11 protein-coding genes and 1 pseudogene are annotated in these 14,556 nt (G+C 59.8%); 6 read left to right on the top strand and 6 right to left on the bottom strand.

Annotated features, from left to right (window positions below; translation table 11 throughout):
• Nucleotides 1-30 precede the first annotated feature (30 nt).
• Both ABJP42_RS17515 and ABJP42_RS17510 read right to left on the bottom strand, forming a co-directional pair.
• The gene (locus ABJP42_RS17515) at nucleotides 31-795 is read right to left on the bottom strand and encodes a hypothetical protein (RefSeq protein ID WP_348342658.1); all 765 of its coding nucleotides are present in this window, start codon (nucleotides 793-795) and stop codon (nucleotides 31-33) included.
• A gap of 169 nt (nucleotides 796-964) precedes the next feature.
• Nucleotides 965-1,951 (bottom strand): 2-hydroxyacid dehydrogenase, encoded by a 987-nt coding sequence (locus ABJP42_RS17510; RefSeq protein WP_348342656.1) that lies wholly within the window; start codon nucleotides 1,949-1,951, stop codon nucleotides 965-967.
• 261 nt (nucleotides 1,952-2,212) lie between these two features.
• Here ABJP42_RS17510 and ABJP42_RS17505 point away from each other — a divergent pair, with 261 nt between their 5' ends.
• Nucleotides 2,213-2,665, top strand: coding sequence for an SH3 domain-containing protein (locus tag ABJP42_RS17505; protein ID WP_348342716.1), 453 nt, complete (start codon nucleotides 2,213-2,215; stop codon nucleotides 2,663-2,665).
• Nucleotides 2,666-2,713: 48 nt separating this feature from the next.
• On the opposite strand, the gene ABJP42_RS17500 is transcribed toward ABJP42_RS17505, so the two are convergent.
• Both ABJP42_RS17500 and ABJP42_RS17495 read right to left on the bottom strand, forming a co-directional pair.
• A complete protein-coding gene (locus ABJP42_RS17500) occupies nucleotides 2,714-5,326 on the bottom strand; it encodes an AAA family ATPase (protein WP_348342654.1) in 2,613 nt (870 codons plus the stop codon).
• Nucleotides 5,323-6,486: a metallophosphoesterase family protein gene (locus ABJP42_RS17495; RefSeq protein WP_348342652.1), complete on the bottom strand. Its 1,164-nt coding sequence runs from the start codon at nucleotides 6,484-6,486 to the stop codon at nucleotides 5,323-5,325. The genes ABJP42_RS17500 and ABJP42_RS17495 overlap by 4 nt, the downstream gene beginning before the upstream one ends.
• A 177-nt stretch (nucleotides 6,487-6,663) precedes the next feature.
• On the opposite strand from ABJP42_RS17495, the gene ABJP42_RS17490 reads away from it, so the two are divergent.
• From ABJP42_RS17490 to ABJP42_RS17475, 4 genes are all read left to right on the top strand, one after another.
• Entirely contained in the window at nucleotides 6,664-7,329 is a 666-nt protein-coding gene (locus tag ABJP42_RS17490) for an FCD domain-containing protein (protein ID WP_348342650.1), read from the top strand.
• 43 nt (nucleotides 7,330-7,372) lie between these two features.
• The gene (locus tag ABJP42_RS17485) at nucleotides 7,373-8,392 is read left to right on the top strand and encodes an ABC transporter substrate-binding protein (RefSeq protein WP_348342648.1); all 1,020 of its coding nucleotides are present in this window, start codon (nucleotides 7,373-7,375) and stop codon (nucleotides 8,390-8,392) included.
• 79 nt (nucleotides 8,393-8,471) lie between these two features.
• A complete protein-coding gene (locus tag ABJP42_RS17480; protein ID WP_348342646.1) occupies nucleotides 8,472-9,239 on the top strand; it encodes an ABC transporter ATP-binding protein in 768 nt (255 codons plus the stop codon).
• Nucleotides 9,232-10,059 carry an ABC transporter permease gene (locus tag ABJP42_RS17475; protein ID WP_348342644.1) on the top strand — a complete coding sequence of 276 codons (828 nt, stop codon included), beginning with the start codon at nucleotides 9,232-9,234 and terminating at the stop codon, nucleotides 10,057-10,059. The genes ABJP42_RS17480 and ABJP42_RS17475 overlap by 8 nt, the downstream gene beginning before the upstream one ends.
• A gap of 49 nt (nucleotides 10,060-10,108) precedes the next feature.
• Here the strand turns inward: ABJP42_RS17475 and ABJP42_RS17470 are convergent, their stop codons facing one another.
• Nucleotides 10,109-11,428, bottom strand: coding sequence for a glycosyltransferase (locus ABJP42_RS17470; RefSeq protein ID WP_348342641.1), 1,320 nt, complete (start codon nucleotides 11,426-11,428; stop codon nucleotides 10,109-10,111).
• A gap of 367 nt (nucleotides 11,429-11,795) precedes the next feature.
• Here ABJP42_RS17470 and ABJP42_RS17465 point away from each other — a divergent pair, with 367 nt between their 5' ends.
• Nucleotides 11,796-14,009: an NADP-dependent isocitrate dehydrogenase gene (locus ABJP42_RS17465; RefSeq protein WP_348342639.1), complete on the top strand. Its 2,214-nt coding sequence runs from the start codon at nucleotides 11,796-11,798 to the stop codon at nucleotides 14,007-14,009.
• Nucleotides 14,010-14,147: 138 nt separating this feature from the next.
• Here ABJP42_RS17465 and ABJP42_RS17460 read toward each other — a convergent pair.
• Nucleotides 14,148-14,556 (bottom strand): annotated as a pseudogene (locus tag ABJP42_RS17460) (methyl-accepting chemotaxis protein); the annotation flags it as partial.

The following is a 14,556-nucleotide window of genomic DNA, read 5'->3' as shown; positions in this document are numbered from 1 at the left end:
AAGTTGATTTGGAAACCCCCCGCTCGCGGATCAGTCGACGGCGGGAACTGCTCCGATCCAGCGGGTGAACTGCGGCAGGCGCGGCGCAAAGGCCCTTTCGCTGTCACGGCTTGACCCGGCGCCAAAAACAATACGGATGCCAACCCCTATCGCCAGATCCGAAACCTCGTCCACCGAGCCGAAACTGCTGCCTTCGCGCACATTGATCCAATCCACTGTACCATAAATGCTTGCAGCATGGCGCCCCGAACCAAGGGCAAAACTGCGCTCAACCTCTAGCCCAAAGGCGACCAGATCAATCGGATCCGGAGCAGAGCTGCTGTCCGTATCCTGATCCCCCGAGGCATAGGCCGCCCGGGCGGAAAAACGGGTCTTTTCATCGAGGAAATAGGACAGGTTTGCAGCGATAAACCCAGCGTCTGACAGGGTTTCTGGATTGTCCGCCTGGGTATCCAAAAGCCCGGCCTGGCCGCCAAGACTGAAGTCTCCCAACTGCCACTGGCCTGTCAGCCCCCAGGCGGAAAAGTCAGCATCCTGATCCGCATCTGAAGGGTTGAACCGCACGTCCCCATCGGCAGCAAAGAGGCCGAGATAGCGGGCTTCGTTGACCATGCCAAACTGCAGCGAATACTGGCGGGCCGCGCGGTAGGTGTCATCGCTGGGGGCGCCGCCAATCTCGGTTTCTGCATCGCTTCCGTCATGTAGAACGCCCAGTTCCAGACGGGTCCCACCCGGGGTCGGCACCGCAATTCGACCATTCAGCCTAGTCAGGTTGAAATCTTCAATCTCAGCCATCGGCCCAAAGGAGCTGTTGACAGCACTGCCACTGCGGGAGTTTTGGGACAGCGAAAGATCCAGCTCGGCTGCAAAGGGAAGGTCCTGCGCGGCGACAGGAGCCGCCAGCACAAAAGGAACTAAGTTGAAAAGGCCGCGCATAAAGGCTCCGAAAATCTGGTTGTTGATATCAGAGCATTGCGGGAACAACCTGATCCGGTGGTCGGTGGCCGTCCTCAAATGTCTTGATATTGAGGAGCACCTTCTCTCCCATTTCGATCCGCCCTTCAAGCGTCGCCGAGCCCATATGGGGCAAAAGCACGACATTTGGCAGCTCGCGCAGGCGTGGGTTGATATCGGTGCCCTTTTCATAGACGTCCAGGCCTGCCCCGGCGATCTCATCGTTGCGCAGCATCCGGGTGAGCGCGTGTTCGTCGATCACTTCGCCCCGCGAAGTATTCACCAAGACTGCCGAAGGTTTCAGCAGCTTCAACCGGCGTGCATTCAGCAGATGAAAGGTCGAAGGTGTGGAGGGACAGTTTACCGAAATCACATCCATCCGCGCCACCATCTGATCCAGGCTCTCCCAATAGGTGGCTTCCAGATCGGCTTCGATTTCGGGACGCAGGCGGCGGCGGTTGTTGTAATGGATTTGCATGCCAAAGGCCCGCGCCCGTCGGGCCACGGCCTGGCCAATCTGCCCCATGCCCAAAATACCCAACCGGCGCCCGGCTAGACGTCCACCCAGCATCGCGGTGGGCGCCCAGCCCTGCCAGTCGCCCTTTTGCATCACTGCCAGACCTTCAGGGATACGGCGCACCACCGCCATGATCAGCGCCATCGCCATATCGGCGGTATCATCGGTCAACACCCCCGGCGTATTGGACACCAGAATACCGCGCTGGCGGGCGGTGGCCACATCGATGTGGTCCACACCGGCGCCATAGTTTGCAATCAGCTTCAACTTTTCACCGGCCTGCCCCAACAGGGCCGCATCAATGGTATCAGTGACCGTCGGCACCAGCACATCCGCTTCTTTTAGGGCTGCAGCCAGCTCTTGGCGGCTCATCGGTGTATCATCGCTGCGCAGACGCACATCAAACAGCTCGCTCAACCGTGTCTCTACCGGCTCTGGCAACCGTCGCGTAACAACAACACTCAGACGTTCTCTTGCCACTTTCGCTCTCCCCTGGCTTTTCAATCTACTTGCCTTGATGGCATGGTGGCGCAGGACGGAACCGGGCACAAGAACCGATCCGCCAGAACCGGAACAAGTGACGCGGCTTTTTGCCTCTTGAGAGGTCAAAACCACGCAGGATTTCGGAGCAAAGTTTGGGCAGGCTTAACCGCGAGCAGAAGTGAGCAGGCAGTGATTAAAACAATTGTGGGATGGCGTGGCCTTGCGGCGGCGTTTTGTGTGGTTTTTGGTGCCACATTGATGACCTCTCTGGCAGAGGCCGCAGAACGTGGGCCAGTCACCAATCTGCCGCTGCCCCGCTATGTCTCGATGAAGGCAGCCGAGGGCAATGTCCGGCGCGGCCCCTCGCTCACCCATCGGATCGATTGGGTCTTCAAGCGGCGCGGCATGCCACTGGAAATCACCGCCGAATTTGGCCATTGGCGTCGGGTCCGTGATCAGGACGGCGCCGGCGGATGGGTCCATTATGCGCTGCTCTCTGGGTCACGCACGGTTCTGGTACAGGAAGACATGCTGACCCTGCATGCCCAGGCCGATGACAAAGCGCCAGTCACTGCGGCGCTGGAATACGGTGTGGTGGCGCGTTTGGGAGAATGCTCCCCAGCCTGGTGCGAAGTCACCGCTGGCGGGTTCAGCGGCTGGGCCCCCAAGGTCAAGCTCTGGGGTGTGATGCCCGAAGAAATCCGCGACTAGGCTACAACGAAGGACGCTAGAGGTTCGATGCCCCGGCCCCCATGGGGGTCAAACTCCGGTAGCCTGCCGGATCTGCAACTGCGTACCCCCAAGGCTGCGGAAGCTCTTTTGACGGCAGGTAAAGACCAGGATCTGCATCTCATCGGCCTGCAGGGTGAGAGCGTCAAAAATCTTTTCGATCCGGGCATCATCCGTGTAAACAATGGCGTCATCCAGAATGATCGGTGCGGCCTGACCCGCACGGGCCAAAAGCCGGGCAAAAGCCAACCGTACCAAGAGAGCGATCTGTTCCTGTGTCCCCCCCGACAGGCTGTCAAACGCCTCTGCGCTGCCCTCGCGCTGCAGATGCTCTGGCAGCACCTGCCCCGCATCCAGTCCCAGACGCGCTTCGGGCCAGAGCAGGCGCAAAAGCGGCTGCAACTCTTTCAAAACCGGTCCGACATAGGCCTCTTGTGCCGCGCTGCGGGCTTGGTCCAGCGCCAGATCAAGACGCCGCAGCACGGCGACTTCAAACTCTACCGCCGCCAGGCGTTTGTCGGCGGCAGTAAGCTGGTCGCGCACCTCTGCCAGTTCTTCTTCCACTGCCGCGCCGGCGGTCACTGCAATCCGGCTGTCCAGCACTGCCAGGTCCCGGACATGGGCTTGTACCCCTTCCCGCACGGCCAATTGCTGCGATTTGCCCCGCGCTGATCGCGCCCGCGCAGCATCTAGATCCGGAGCCGCCTGCTGCAGGCTCTGATGTAGCGTTTTTGCGGTGGCGAGCCCCTGCTGCAATTCAGTCTGACGCAGCTTCAAAGCTGCGCGTTGCTCGGTCTCGTCCCCCTGCCCTGACAGATCAGCCTCGGCGCGTTCTAACCGCTGGACCGCCGCCTGATGCTGCACATTTTCCCGTTCGAACCCAAGCCGGAGCTGAGCTTCATGCTGTTTTGCGGCTTCCAGCTTGGCCGTCACATGATCCAATCTGGACCGGCTACCAGCAAGTGCGTCCTCCAGGGCTTCAACGCTGAGAGGTTCTGAGGGTTCTTCCTCTCCAGAACTCATCTCTGGCAGGGCATCCAGCTGCTGCATCAATGCCATGACCCCGCCGGGGGCCAGCACCCGCAACTGGACCTCCGCCTCCTGGAGGCGAATGGCAGCGTCCTGGCATCTGCGATGCGCCAAACGCGCCTGCGCAACCTCCTCGCAACCTGCGGCCTCCAGTGCCGCTGCCAAAGCCTGCTTGGCCGCCTTCAGCTGATCCTCGCCAGCCCCTGCGCCTGGATGCAAATCAATATGGCCGATCCCTGGCGCCTCAATCCGGCCACCCTGGGGAAGGGCGATCCGTTTGCCCGCTTCAATGGCGCTGCCATCCAGCCGCAGCTGCCCCTCTTGGCCCACGTCATAGGTGACTGTCAGAGCAAAGGCCGCCAACTGCTGCGCCTGCACTGCCAGGGCATGCGCATCCCGCGCCCCCTCGATCTTCTCCAGAGCCGCCTGGTTTGGGCCGCTTTGGGCCTGCTCTTTCAGGTCCGCAATCTGCTGCATCACCTCACGGGCCTGCGCAAGGGTCTTTTGCAAAGCCTGCCTTTGCCCTGCCGCCTGCGCCTGCCGTTCATGGCGCTGGAGCCGCGTCAGCCGCGTTTCTGCAGATTTCACCTTAGCCCTGGACATTTCAAATTCAGCGTCGACTTGTTCCAACCGGGCACGACTGGAGTCCAGATCCTGAGTGATCCGACTTAGCCTGTCCGCAGCCTCAACGCAGATCTGCCGCGCCTCTGCATGATCTTGCTGCCGGGCGATAAAAGCCGCGAGGGTGCCATTGTGGGCGGTCAGCAACAGGTCTGCATTCTGCTCTGCCTGCTGCGCTGCGTTCAGTTTTTCCTGATATCGCTCTGCCAGAGCGAGATCCTGCTGACTTTGACGCAGCTGGGCTTCCAAATCGCGTTGTGCCTCCGGGTCTTGGAGTTCAGCGAGCGCCCGGCGCAGGTCTTGACGCTGATCCAGTTGGGCGCGCAATTCTTGAACCTTGGCTGCCAGCTGCTGCTCGCGCTCCTGCAGTGCCGCCACTGTCGCGATCGCCTGATCGAGAGGGCCACCTTTTTTAGCGCCTCGCGTGGTCACCTGCCGGTCCAGGGCCTGACGCACATCGCGACGGATTGCATCCATGCGCTGCCCGCCGGTGATCATGTCCACCTCGCCCGCAACCGAGGACATCAGATCCTGACGTGCTGCCAGAGTTTCTTTGGCATCGGCAAAATTGGTGAGACCCTGACGCACCCACAACAATCCGGCAGGTCCGCCTTGTTTTGGGGATTTGATCAGGTCCTGCAGCCAGGATTCTGCCGCATCCGATTGCAGAAACAGGGTCTCGCCCTGCCAGATGCGAACATCCCCCTTGCCCGAGGCCCTTTGGAACTGTTTAGCCACCCGGTAGGCCTGCCCGTCCCGCTCGATCTCCACCTCGACACGGGGCTCGCCACCAACACGAGGTGCCAAAGCGCGAATGTCCTTGTCCCAGGATTTCACGTCCTTGAAGAACAGCGCGTGCAGCGCATCAAATATGGTGGATTTCCCCTGCTCATTTGGCGCAGCCAGCACATTCAACCCGCCGCCGATACCGGTGATTTCAACCGGGTCGACAAACCGTCGGACATTTTCCAGACGAATGGCGTTGATCTTCATGGCGCGCCCTCCGGCTGCGCATACTCGACTGGGGACAGCTCCTGTGCATAGGCAAACAGCCGGTTCAAAGCCGCCGATGCGATCTCCCGGTCGCCCTGTGCCAAGGCGCTATCTTCGGCAGAATGCATCAACTCTTCGGCCGCTGCCCGCAGCGCGCCAGTGGTTGCAATGAGGTCCAGGTCAGCGACCTGATGCTCGCTGCGCAGATCAGCCTCATCCAAGGCACAAAAACAAAATTCCGGGGCAACTTCCGCCACCGCCCGCTGAAGCCTCAATCGCTGCGGCGCGGTGATCCAGCCCCCGGCCCTGATCCGTATCAAATGCTGAGGCCAATCAGCTCGCTCTGTCGGCAGAATGTCCTTCAACAACGCCGACACATCTGAGGCAGGTGTCAACTGCAAAGTTAGTTCCTGCCAATGGTAGCTGCCAGTTTCAACCGGGGTGACTACCGGCTGCTCTGCGCCTGGATTGATCTCAACCAGCAAGCACTGGCCGCGACCTGCATGTTTGAACCGATCCGTTTCGGGGGTGCCGCTATAGCGGCTGCGTGCGCCCAGCGAAAAGGCGCCATGCCAATCGCCCAGCGCCAGATAGTCCAGTCTCGCCATCTCAGCACGCTTGGGGGAGATCACTTCGCTACCCGCCTCATCGCTGCCAAACTCCAGCACGCCCCCATGCGCCAGACCAATGCGCAGATCGCCCTCAGGTGTTTCGCAGCCATCCATCCAGGCGGTCAGATCCCGCCCGGCAAACCGGTGCAAACAGGGTGCGGGCAGCAGATGCACGCCCTGTGCCATCAGAACAGGCGCGGGCTGCATCAAAAGATGGGTATTGTCAGAGGCATGCGCTGCCATGCCCGCCCAAAGGGTTTCCGCGGCCGCGCTGTCGTGATTGCCTGGAATGATCCACCATTGCAGATCTGGAGCCGCCCCCATGGAGGCCAAAGCCTGCCGCCACAGCCGCTCTGACGGGGTTTGCGTGTCAAACATATCGCCAGCAATCAGCACATGCTGTGCATCATTGGCCCGCGCCACCTCCACAAGCCTCCCCAGGATTTGTTGCCGGGCCTGCTGCAGGTCCCCCCGCGTCTCTTCCGACATCTGCCCAAACCGTTTGCCAAGATGCAGATCCGAAGTGTGAAGAAAGCGAAAGGGGGTCATCAAAGCTCCGGGTCAGTCCATTGGCCACCCTCTCCGTCAAGAGGACAGCATCACTTGCCCTGCCATGAGTGGCAGAGCCGCGCGGAAGGGTCAACGCGACACCCGGCTCAGACTGGTGATTGACAGGGAGAGGGCGCTGCGGCAGAAATATCCAACATTTTTGAAAATCGGGTTCAAATGATATTTGGTTCAAAACAGGATGAAGACGAAACCGTGGTGGCCATGCTGGCCTCGGTTCTGCGTCGCGACATCTCTTTTGGCTTGCTCAGGCCCGATGAAAAGCTGAAGCTAAACGCCCTGCGGCAACGCTATGGCGGCTCGAACCATTCGATGCGTGAAACTCTGCGCCTACTCAGCGCCGAGGGGCTGGTGGCAGCAACCGCGCAGCGTGGTTTTCGCGTCACCTCGGCCACCGAGGCGGACCTGCAGGACATTCTGTTCATGCGAATTCAGGTGGAAAAAATGGCGCTGGAAAAGGCGCTCCAGCTGGGGGACGTTGCCTGGGAGGGACGCGTTCTGGCTGCGCATCATGCCATGCGTCACTGCGAGACAGTTGTGCAGAATGACCTGAGCGACCTTGCCGCATTGGAGTGGGACAATGCCTGTCGCGGCTTTTTCTACAGCCTTTGCGAGGCCTCAGGTTCGCCGCGTCTGCTGGATACGCAGCAGAAGTTTTACGACCAATCCCGGCGGTTTCGGCTGACGCTGCTGCGCGAAGGACGGCTGGATTTCCAAGACCGGGCCGCTCAACACCACGCCCTGCTCGAGGCCGTTCTGGCCCGCGATATCTGCACTGCGTTGGGCGGGCTGGAGGTTCTAATCACAACGGAGATGCAGGCCTGAGGGATAAGAACAGGCCTACTGCTAAAACTAGGGAGGAATGAACATGACTGTATTTACCCGCCGCAAGGCCTTGGCTCTTTTGGGGGGCAGCGCCGCTGCTGCCGGATTGGCCAGCCCAGCCCTGGCCTCGAACCGCAAGATCACCGTGGGGGCTTTGCGCTTTACCAGCCACTCTGGCAGCTTCATCGGATTTGAGCGCGGCTATTTTGCCGAGGCCGGCCTCGACGTTGAATTCAAATTCTTTCAGGCGGCCACACCAATGGCGGTTGCCATTGCCTCTGGCGACGTGGACTACGCCGTGACGGCGATGTCCGGTGGTCTGGTTTCCCTGGCGGACAAAGGCGCGGTCAAAGTCATCGGTGGCGCCTTGTCCGAAGAGGCGGGCATCGACGGCCAGAAGTATCTGGTCTCTGACGCCGCCTATCAGGCCGGCATCACCACCCCGGCGCAGCTGGCAGGAAAAAGCTACGGCATCACCTCGGCGGGCTCTTCCTTCCACTACATGGGATCAAAAATGGCCCAGGCTGAAGGCATCGAACTGAAGTTCAAGCCGCTGCAAAAGGTCGGCGCCATCATCGGCGCGCTCAAATCCGGCCAGATCGACGCCTGGTCCATCGTACCCCATCTCGCCAAGCCACTGGCCGGTTCCGGCAAGGTGCATATCATCGGCAATGTCTCGGACTACCTGCCTGACTACCAGGTCACCACGGTCTTCACCTCGGCCAAGAACGCCTCTGGCGAGCAGCAAATGACCCGCGATTTCCTGGCCGGTTACTCCAAAGGCGTCAGCGAGTATAACAGCACCATGATCGACAAGGCTAAGGGCGATGCAGGTGTGCAGGAGCTGGTTGATCTGATCCATAAATATGTCTATGCGGATCGCCCGCGCGAAAAGGCAGCCAAGTCGATCATCAACGGCACCATGCGCCTGAATGAAGGTGCGGCGATGAACACTGCTTCGTTGCAGGATCAGTTGAGCTGGTTCCAGTCCGAAGGTCTGGTGGATCAGGGCATCAGCCTGGAAACCGTGATCGACCCGAGCTACGTGCAGACCAACGGGTAACCCCCCCTGCTCAATCTTGGGGCGCAGCACAGACTGCGCCCCAAAGAAAACCACCTGCCAGCCAGTTTTGGAGTTCCCTATGGATATTCGCCTCTCTGGCGTCAGCCATTCCTATGACGATTTTGAGGTGCTCCGCGATATTTCGCTGGAGATCCCTTCCGGCAAGATCGTCTGTATCGTTGGCCCCTCCGGCTGTGGGAAATCCACCCTTTTGCGGTTTATCGGCGGCCTGGAAAAACCCACAAAGGGCGAGGTTCTGCAGATCGGCACCCCGCCAAAGGATTGCCTCAACCCACTGACCTATATCTTTCAGGACTTTGCCCTGCTGCCCTGGCGCTCGGTGCGCGGCAATATTTCCTTGGTGCTTGAGGACCACGGCATTCGCGGAGCGCGTGCAGATGCGATCATCACCGATGTTCTCGCCCGCACCAAACTCAGCGATTTTGCCAAGGCCCTGCCCAAGCAATTGTCTGGCGGCATGAAACAACGGGTGGCCATTGCCCGCGCATTGGCGGTGAACCCGGCTGTGATGTTGATGGATGAGCCGCTATCGGCGCTGGACAGCCAGACCCGCGAGTTGCTGATGGATGATCTGATCAGCCTCTGGACCCGCACGCCTTTTACCGCCGTCTATGTGACCCATAATCTGGCCGAGGCCGTGCGTCTGGGCCATTCGATCGTGGTGATGTCGCGCCGCCCCGGAGAGATCCGCGAAGTGGTGCACCTGGAGAAACCGCTGGATCAACGCCAATACGGCGACAGTGATTTGGAAGAACAACAAAAATACCTGTGGCAGTTGATGCGCGAAGAAGCGCGGGCTGCAGATGCGGAGCTGATGCATGTCTGATTTGAACGCCCCTGCGTCCCGCCCCGCGCCGCCCGCCGCCCAGCAGGTTGTCTTTCGCGGTGGCGGCTTTGCCCCGGCTAGCCATCGCTGGATTGGGGTCGCAGTTTTTATCGTTCTTCTGACCCTGGCAGAGCTTGGCACCCGTCAAGGCTGGATTTCACCGCTGACCCTGCCACTACCCAGCGATGTTCTGGCAACCTTTGGCGAGCTTTATGCCTCGGGTCTTTTGTGGGAACATCTGAGCGTTTCCTTGACGCGACTGTTTGTCGGAGCCGCCCTTGGTGCTAGCCTGGGCGTGGCTGTTGGCGTGTTGATCGGCTTGTTTTCCTACGTGCGCGCCGGGTTGGTACCACTGACGGCCGCGCTGTTTCCTATTCCCAAAATTGCGCTTTTGCCGCTGTTTGTGATCTGGTTTGGCATAGATGAAGGATCAAAATATGCGCTCATTGCCTTTGGCACCTTCACCCCCACAGTGGTGGCCACCTATGGCGCGGTGGACAATGTAGACCGCAGCCTGATCCGTATGGGGCAAAGCTTCAACCTGTCCTGGATCTCAATCGTGCGCAAAATTGTCCTGCCCGGCGCCATGCCCGGCATCCTGTCAGGCCTGCGCATCAGCCTGGCCATTGCCATCATCCTGCTGGTTGCCGCCGAAATGCTTGGCGCGGAATACGGCATAGGTGCCTATATACTCGAGGCTGGCTCTCTTTATGATCTGGAGCGCCTGTTTGCCGGTGTCGCCATTCTGTCGCTACTGGGAGTAACCCTAAGCGCCGTAATTGGCCTCATTGAACGCCGGGTACTGAACTGGCGCCAATAGAAAGGTCGCCACTGCTCTGCCCAACTCCCCTGGCCCAGGGTCCAGCCCCCTAGCCATCGAACAAGGTCTGGCCCGCGCCAAGCCCAGGGTTGGATTGTACAGGCTGTCGCCGCCCTGGGAGATTTTGCTTCAGGACCTGCGCCCGATGGGCAAAGACCTGAGTATCGCTAAAGGGCATGCCGTCGGCGCAGGCCTGCTGGATCATCTCGGCAAGCCTGCTGCGATCAGCGTCAAGCAAGGCAAGCTGCTGCGCCAGGGCTTCGGTATCACCGCGCTGCACCAAGGCTCCGCCGCCATGGCCCGAGATCAGGTCCCGCGCATAGGCGCCGCCATAGCCTAAAATCGGCGTGCCGCAGGTCAAGGCCTCGATGAGGCAACGCGGCGATTCCGGTGTTTTGTGGCAGAACATAAAGACATCCGCCCGGCACAGGCAGCGCAGAACCTCGCTGCGATCCTCAACAAAGCCAGGAAAATCAACGCAATCCGCCAGACCTGCCCGTTTAATACGAGACTTCATCTGCGGTAAGGCGGCGCCATCCCCCAGCCAGGTGGCTTGGAAATCCACACCTAAAACCTTGAGCCGCTCCAGAACTGTGGTCCAGTCAATTGGCCCCTTCATCGCCTCCGCCCGCCCGGTATAGACTAGGCGCAAGGGCGCCTTTTGAGACACCCGACGCATTTTCTGACTCAGCTCGAAATCACTGATGTGATCGCTTTCGGCGATATGAATGTCATGCACTAGCTGTGGGTTTTTGCAAAAGCCTTGGTAGGCTGCAAAGGTCTCTGCACCATGAAACAGGCCAAGGTTGGCGCGGCGTATGACAGCCCGCTCTAAGGCCGCCATGGGCCGGTGATACAACCGGCCACGCAGGCGACTACGCCAGTTGCCCTGGCCCTGATCATTGTCGGCATCTGCCTGCTGTGACAGCCGCATCACCTCGGATTCCACCCGATCGGTCCAGACAGCAAAGGGCCGCCGCATCTGATTAGCCGTCAAACAAGAAACCGAACCCCAGTCACCAAATAGCCCGCCAATTGCAAAGCTGAGGTAATCAGACTGCGCGATCAAGGCCCGGATCCGACGCAGAGTTTGCGGCAAGGCCCGCAGAAACTGGTCTGGACGATAGGCCATTGGCAGCGGTTCGATGGCAACGCGAGCGAGGTCCTTTAGGTGCGCCCCAATGGGAACCCATCCCGCCGGGGGGGCTTCCCCGCTCACCGGCATCATCACAGTTACCGCCCCAAAATGCTGCGCCCAAAGGCGCAACCCGTTGACGGCCTGTCGCTCAATAAAGAATTCTCCGTCGTGTAGATGCAGCGGCACGGGGGCGTAGATCAGCAGGCTGGGCAGATTTTCAGTAAGAGGCATCGTGGATCTCCTTGTCTGCGAAGGTCACACTGCCTCCTTGGCTTCAAGGTTAAGAGCCCTTTACCAGAATCCCCAAAGCCGCCTTGGCAGAGAGCAGGGTGGCAAAAGCATCCAATCCTGAGCCAAAAGGATAGGGATACCCCCAGAATTGCTGCAAAATGCTGCGCCGCGTCAATCTGCCGAGCCAAATGCGCAAGCAGGTGATTGCACCAGAGCCGCTCCTGCTCTACATGAGGGCCATAATCCTCTGTGGCCCGGAATCTCTTTTGTTGTGATCTGTGGCCCAGTTCAATTCGATCTCGTATGAGATGTAGCGCCGCTACTGCAAGTTACCAAAGCTTCCGTTATCGCTGAAAGGTTGAGAAACATGACAGAAAAATCAAACCCCGACATTCTGTATACCATCGTAGACGAAGCCCCCGAGCTCGCCTCGGCGTCCTTTCTGCCCATCATCCGCAAGTTCGCTGCCGCAGCCGATGTCAGCGTTGGCACCAAGGATATTTCCCTGGCTGGCCGCATCATCTCTGCCTTCCCAGAGAAGCTGAGTGCAGACCAACGTCAGACAGACGATCTGGCCGAGCTGGGCAAACTGGTCAAAACCCCTGATGCCAATGTCATCAAACTGCCCAATATCTCGGCCTCGGTGCCGCAGCTGGTTGCCGCCATCGAAGAGCTGCAGGCCCAGGGCTATGACATTCCGTCTTATCCTGAAGAGCCCACAACAGATGCCGAAAAAGACGCCCGCGCGCGTTACGATGGTCTGAAAGGATCGGCGGTGAACCCGGTTCTGCGCGAAGGCAACTCGGACCGCCGTGCCGCGCGTGCTGTGAAGAACTACGCCCAGAACAACCCGCATTCGATGGGGGCCTGGGGTGCTGACAGTAAGACCAAGGTGTCGTCGATGCCTGGCAATGATTTCTATGCCAACGAAGTCTCCGCAACAATCACCGCCGCGCAGGCAGGTGACGCAAAGATCGAATTTGTTGGTGCAGATGGCGCAACCACCGTGCTGAAGGACAGCTGGCCCCTGGAAGCTGGCACCATTGCCGACGCGACCTTCATGTCCGCCAAGGCTCTGGGTGCTTTCCTAGCCGAGGCCATTGAGGACACCAAAGCAGATGGCACCATGTTCTCGCTGCACATGAAGGCCACCATGATGAAGGTCTCTGACCCGATCATCTTTGGCCACGCGGTCAAAGCCTGGCTGGCCCCTGTATTCGACAAGTTCAGCGCTGAGATGGACGCTTTGGGTGTCAATGCCAACTCCGGCATGGGCGATCTGCTGGACCGCGTTTCCGGCAACGCCGATATCATGGCAGCGATTGAGGCCATCACGGCTGAACGCCCTGCCATGTATATGGTCGACAGCGACAAGGGCATCACCAACCTGCACGTGCCCTCGGACGTCATTATCGACGCTTCGATGCCGGCCGTGATCCGCGCAGGCGGCAAGGGCTGGGATGCAGCTGGCAACAAGGGTGACACCAATTGCGTCATCCCTGACCGCTGCTATGCCACCATCTATGATGAGACCATCAACTTCTTCAAAGCCAATGGCGCCCTGGATGTGACCACTGCTGGTTCTGTCGCCAATGTTGGTCTGATGGCACAAAAAGCCGAAGAATACGGCTCGCACCCCACCACCTTTGAGGCGCCAGCCGATGGCACCATTCGTGTGGTTCTGGCCAATGGTGAAACCCTGCATTCTCACGAGGTCGAAGCTGGCGACATTTGGCGTTCCTGCACCGCCAAACAAGCGCCAATCGAGAACTGGATCGAACTGGCTCTGGACCGCCAGCGTCTGACCGGGACGGAAGCGATTTTCTGGCTGGACGCCAACCGTGGCCATGATGCAGAGCTGATCAAATATGTCACCCCGGCGCTGGAAGCTGCTGGCAAGACAGATCTCTTCCAGATCATGGCCCCACGCGAAGCAACAGCCCAATCGCTGAAGACCATCACCGCAGGCAAGGACAGCATTGCCATCACCGGCAACGTGCTGCGCGACTACCTGACCGATCTGTTCCCGATCCTGGAACTTGGCACCTCTGCCAAGATGCTGTCGATCGTGAAGCTGATGAAGGGTGGCGGCTTGTTTGAAACCGGTGCCGGTGGATCTGCCCCCAAGCACGTGCAGCAACTGGTGGAGCAAAACCACCTGCGCTGGGACTCGATGGGTGAATTCTGCGCCCTTGGCGAAAGCCTGAACTTCCTGGCTGACAGCAAGGGCAATGCCAAGGCTGGTGTGCTGGGCGCTGCGGCAGAGGTCGCAACCCAGGGCATTCTGGACCAGAACAAATCGCCCTCGCGCAAGGTCGGCGAGCCAGACAACCGCGACAGCCACTACTGGTTTGCCCGTTTCTGGGCCGAAGCGCTGGCAGCGCAGAGCGATGATGCCGATCTGGCTACCGAATTTGCCCCTATTGCCAAAGCTCTGACCGAAGGTGAAGCGGCAATCCTCGCGGAACTGGCTGCGGCCCAGGGCCCAGCAGCTGAGATCGGTGGCTATTTCCGCCCCTCTGTGGAGCTGAAAGCTAAGGTTATGCGCCCTTCGGCAACGTTGAACGCCATTATCGGGTAAAGCGTCCCATGAGATAGAAACGAAAAAGCGCCCGGCAGAACTGCCGGGCGCTTTTTTGTGCTTGTTTTGGGGCGCTGCCCCCGCGCCCCTAAGGGGCGCTCCCCCGGAATATTTTGGGAAAAATGATGACGGGCGGGATCAGAAGTCCTGCCACATGTCCTTGGCCGCATTGCCATCGGCGCTGGCGACTGGCGCTGGGGTTGGCGTTGCTTCCTCGATCTCCCAGCTGTCATCCCCATGGGCAGATGGCGCGGCGGCCGGAGCTTCTGGGGCCGAGGCGGTTGGCATCTGCGCCATTGGTGCGCTGCCGTCCACTTTGAACACCGCGATCAGCTCTGCCAGTTTGGACGAGTCGGTGTTCAGCATATGGCCGGCGGCAGTGGCTTCTTCCACCATGGCCGCGTTCTGCTGGGTCACCTGGTCGAGCTGGGTGACGCCGGTGTTGATCTCGTTCAGGCCAGTGGACTGCTCCACCGCGCCTTCGGCAATGCCGGAGACCAGTTTCGAGATATGGCTGACCTGGCCGACAATGCTGTCGAGGGCCTCG

It is taken from the genome of Pseudophaeobacter sp. (assembly GCF_039971195.1).
Classification (GTDB): Bacteria; Pseudomonadota; Alphaproteobacteria; order Rhodobacterales; family Rhodobacteraceae; genus Pseudophaeobacter.
The sequence above is the reverse complement of the archived record's forward strand: the minus strand, read 5'-3'. Positions and strand labels throughout refer to the sequence as shown.

Coding starts and splice junctions, on each gene's coding strand:
- ABJP42_RS17515 (WP_348342658.1), bottom strand. CDS start 795: ATGGCTGAGATTGAAGATTTCAACCTGACTAGGCTGAATGGTCGAATT.
- ABJP42_RS17505 (WP_348342716.1), top strand. CDS start 2,213: ATGACCTCTCTGGCAGAGGCCGCAGAACGTGGGCCAGTCACCAATCTG.
- ABJP42_RS17500 (WP_348342654.1), bottom strand. CDS start 5,326: ATGAAGATCAACGCCATTCGTCTGGAAAATGTCCGACGGTTTGTCGAC.
- ABJP42_RS17495 (WP_348342652.1), bottom strand. CDS start 6,486: ATGACCCCCTTTCGCTTTCTTCACACTTCGGATCTGCATCTTGGCAAA.
- ABJP42_RS17490 (WP_348342650.1), top strand. CDS start 6,664: ATGATATTTGGTTCAAAACAGGATGAAGACGAAACCGTGGTGGCCATG.
- ABJP42_RS17485 (WP_348342648.1), top strand. CDS start 7,373: ATGACTGTATTTACCCGCCGCAAGGCCTTGGCTCTTTTGGGGGGCAGC.
- ABJP42_RS17480 (WP_348342646.1), top strand. CDS start 8,472: ATGGATATTCGCCTCTCTGGCGTCAGCCATTCCTATGACGATTTTGAG.
- ABJP42_RS17475 (WP_348342644.1), top strand. CDS start 9,232: ATGTCTGATTTGAACGCCCCTGCGTCCCGCCCCGCGCCGCCCGCCGCC.
- ABJP42_RS17470 (WP_348342641.1), bottom strand. CDS start 11,428: ATGCCTCTTACTGAAAATCTGCCCAGCCTGCTGATCTACGCCCCCGTG.
- ABJP42_RS17465 (WP_348342639.1), top strand. CDS start 11,796: ATGACAGAAAAATCAAACCCCGACATTCTGTATACCATCGTAGACGAA.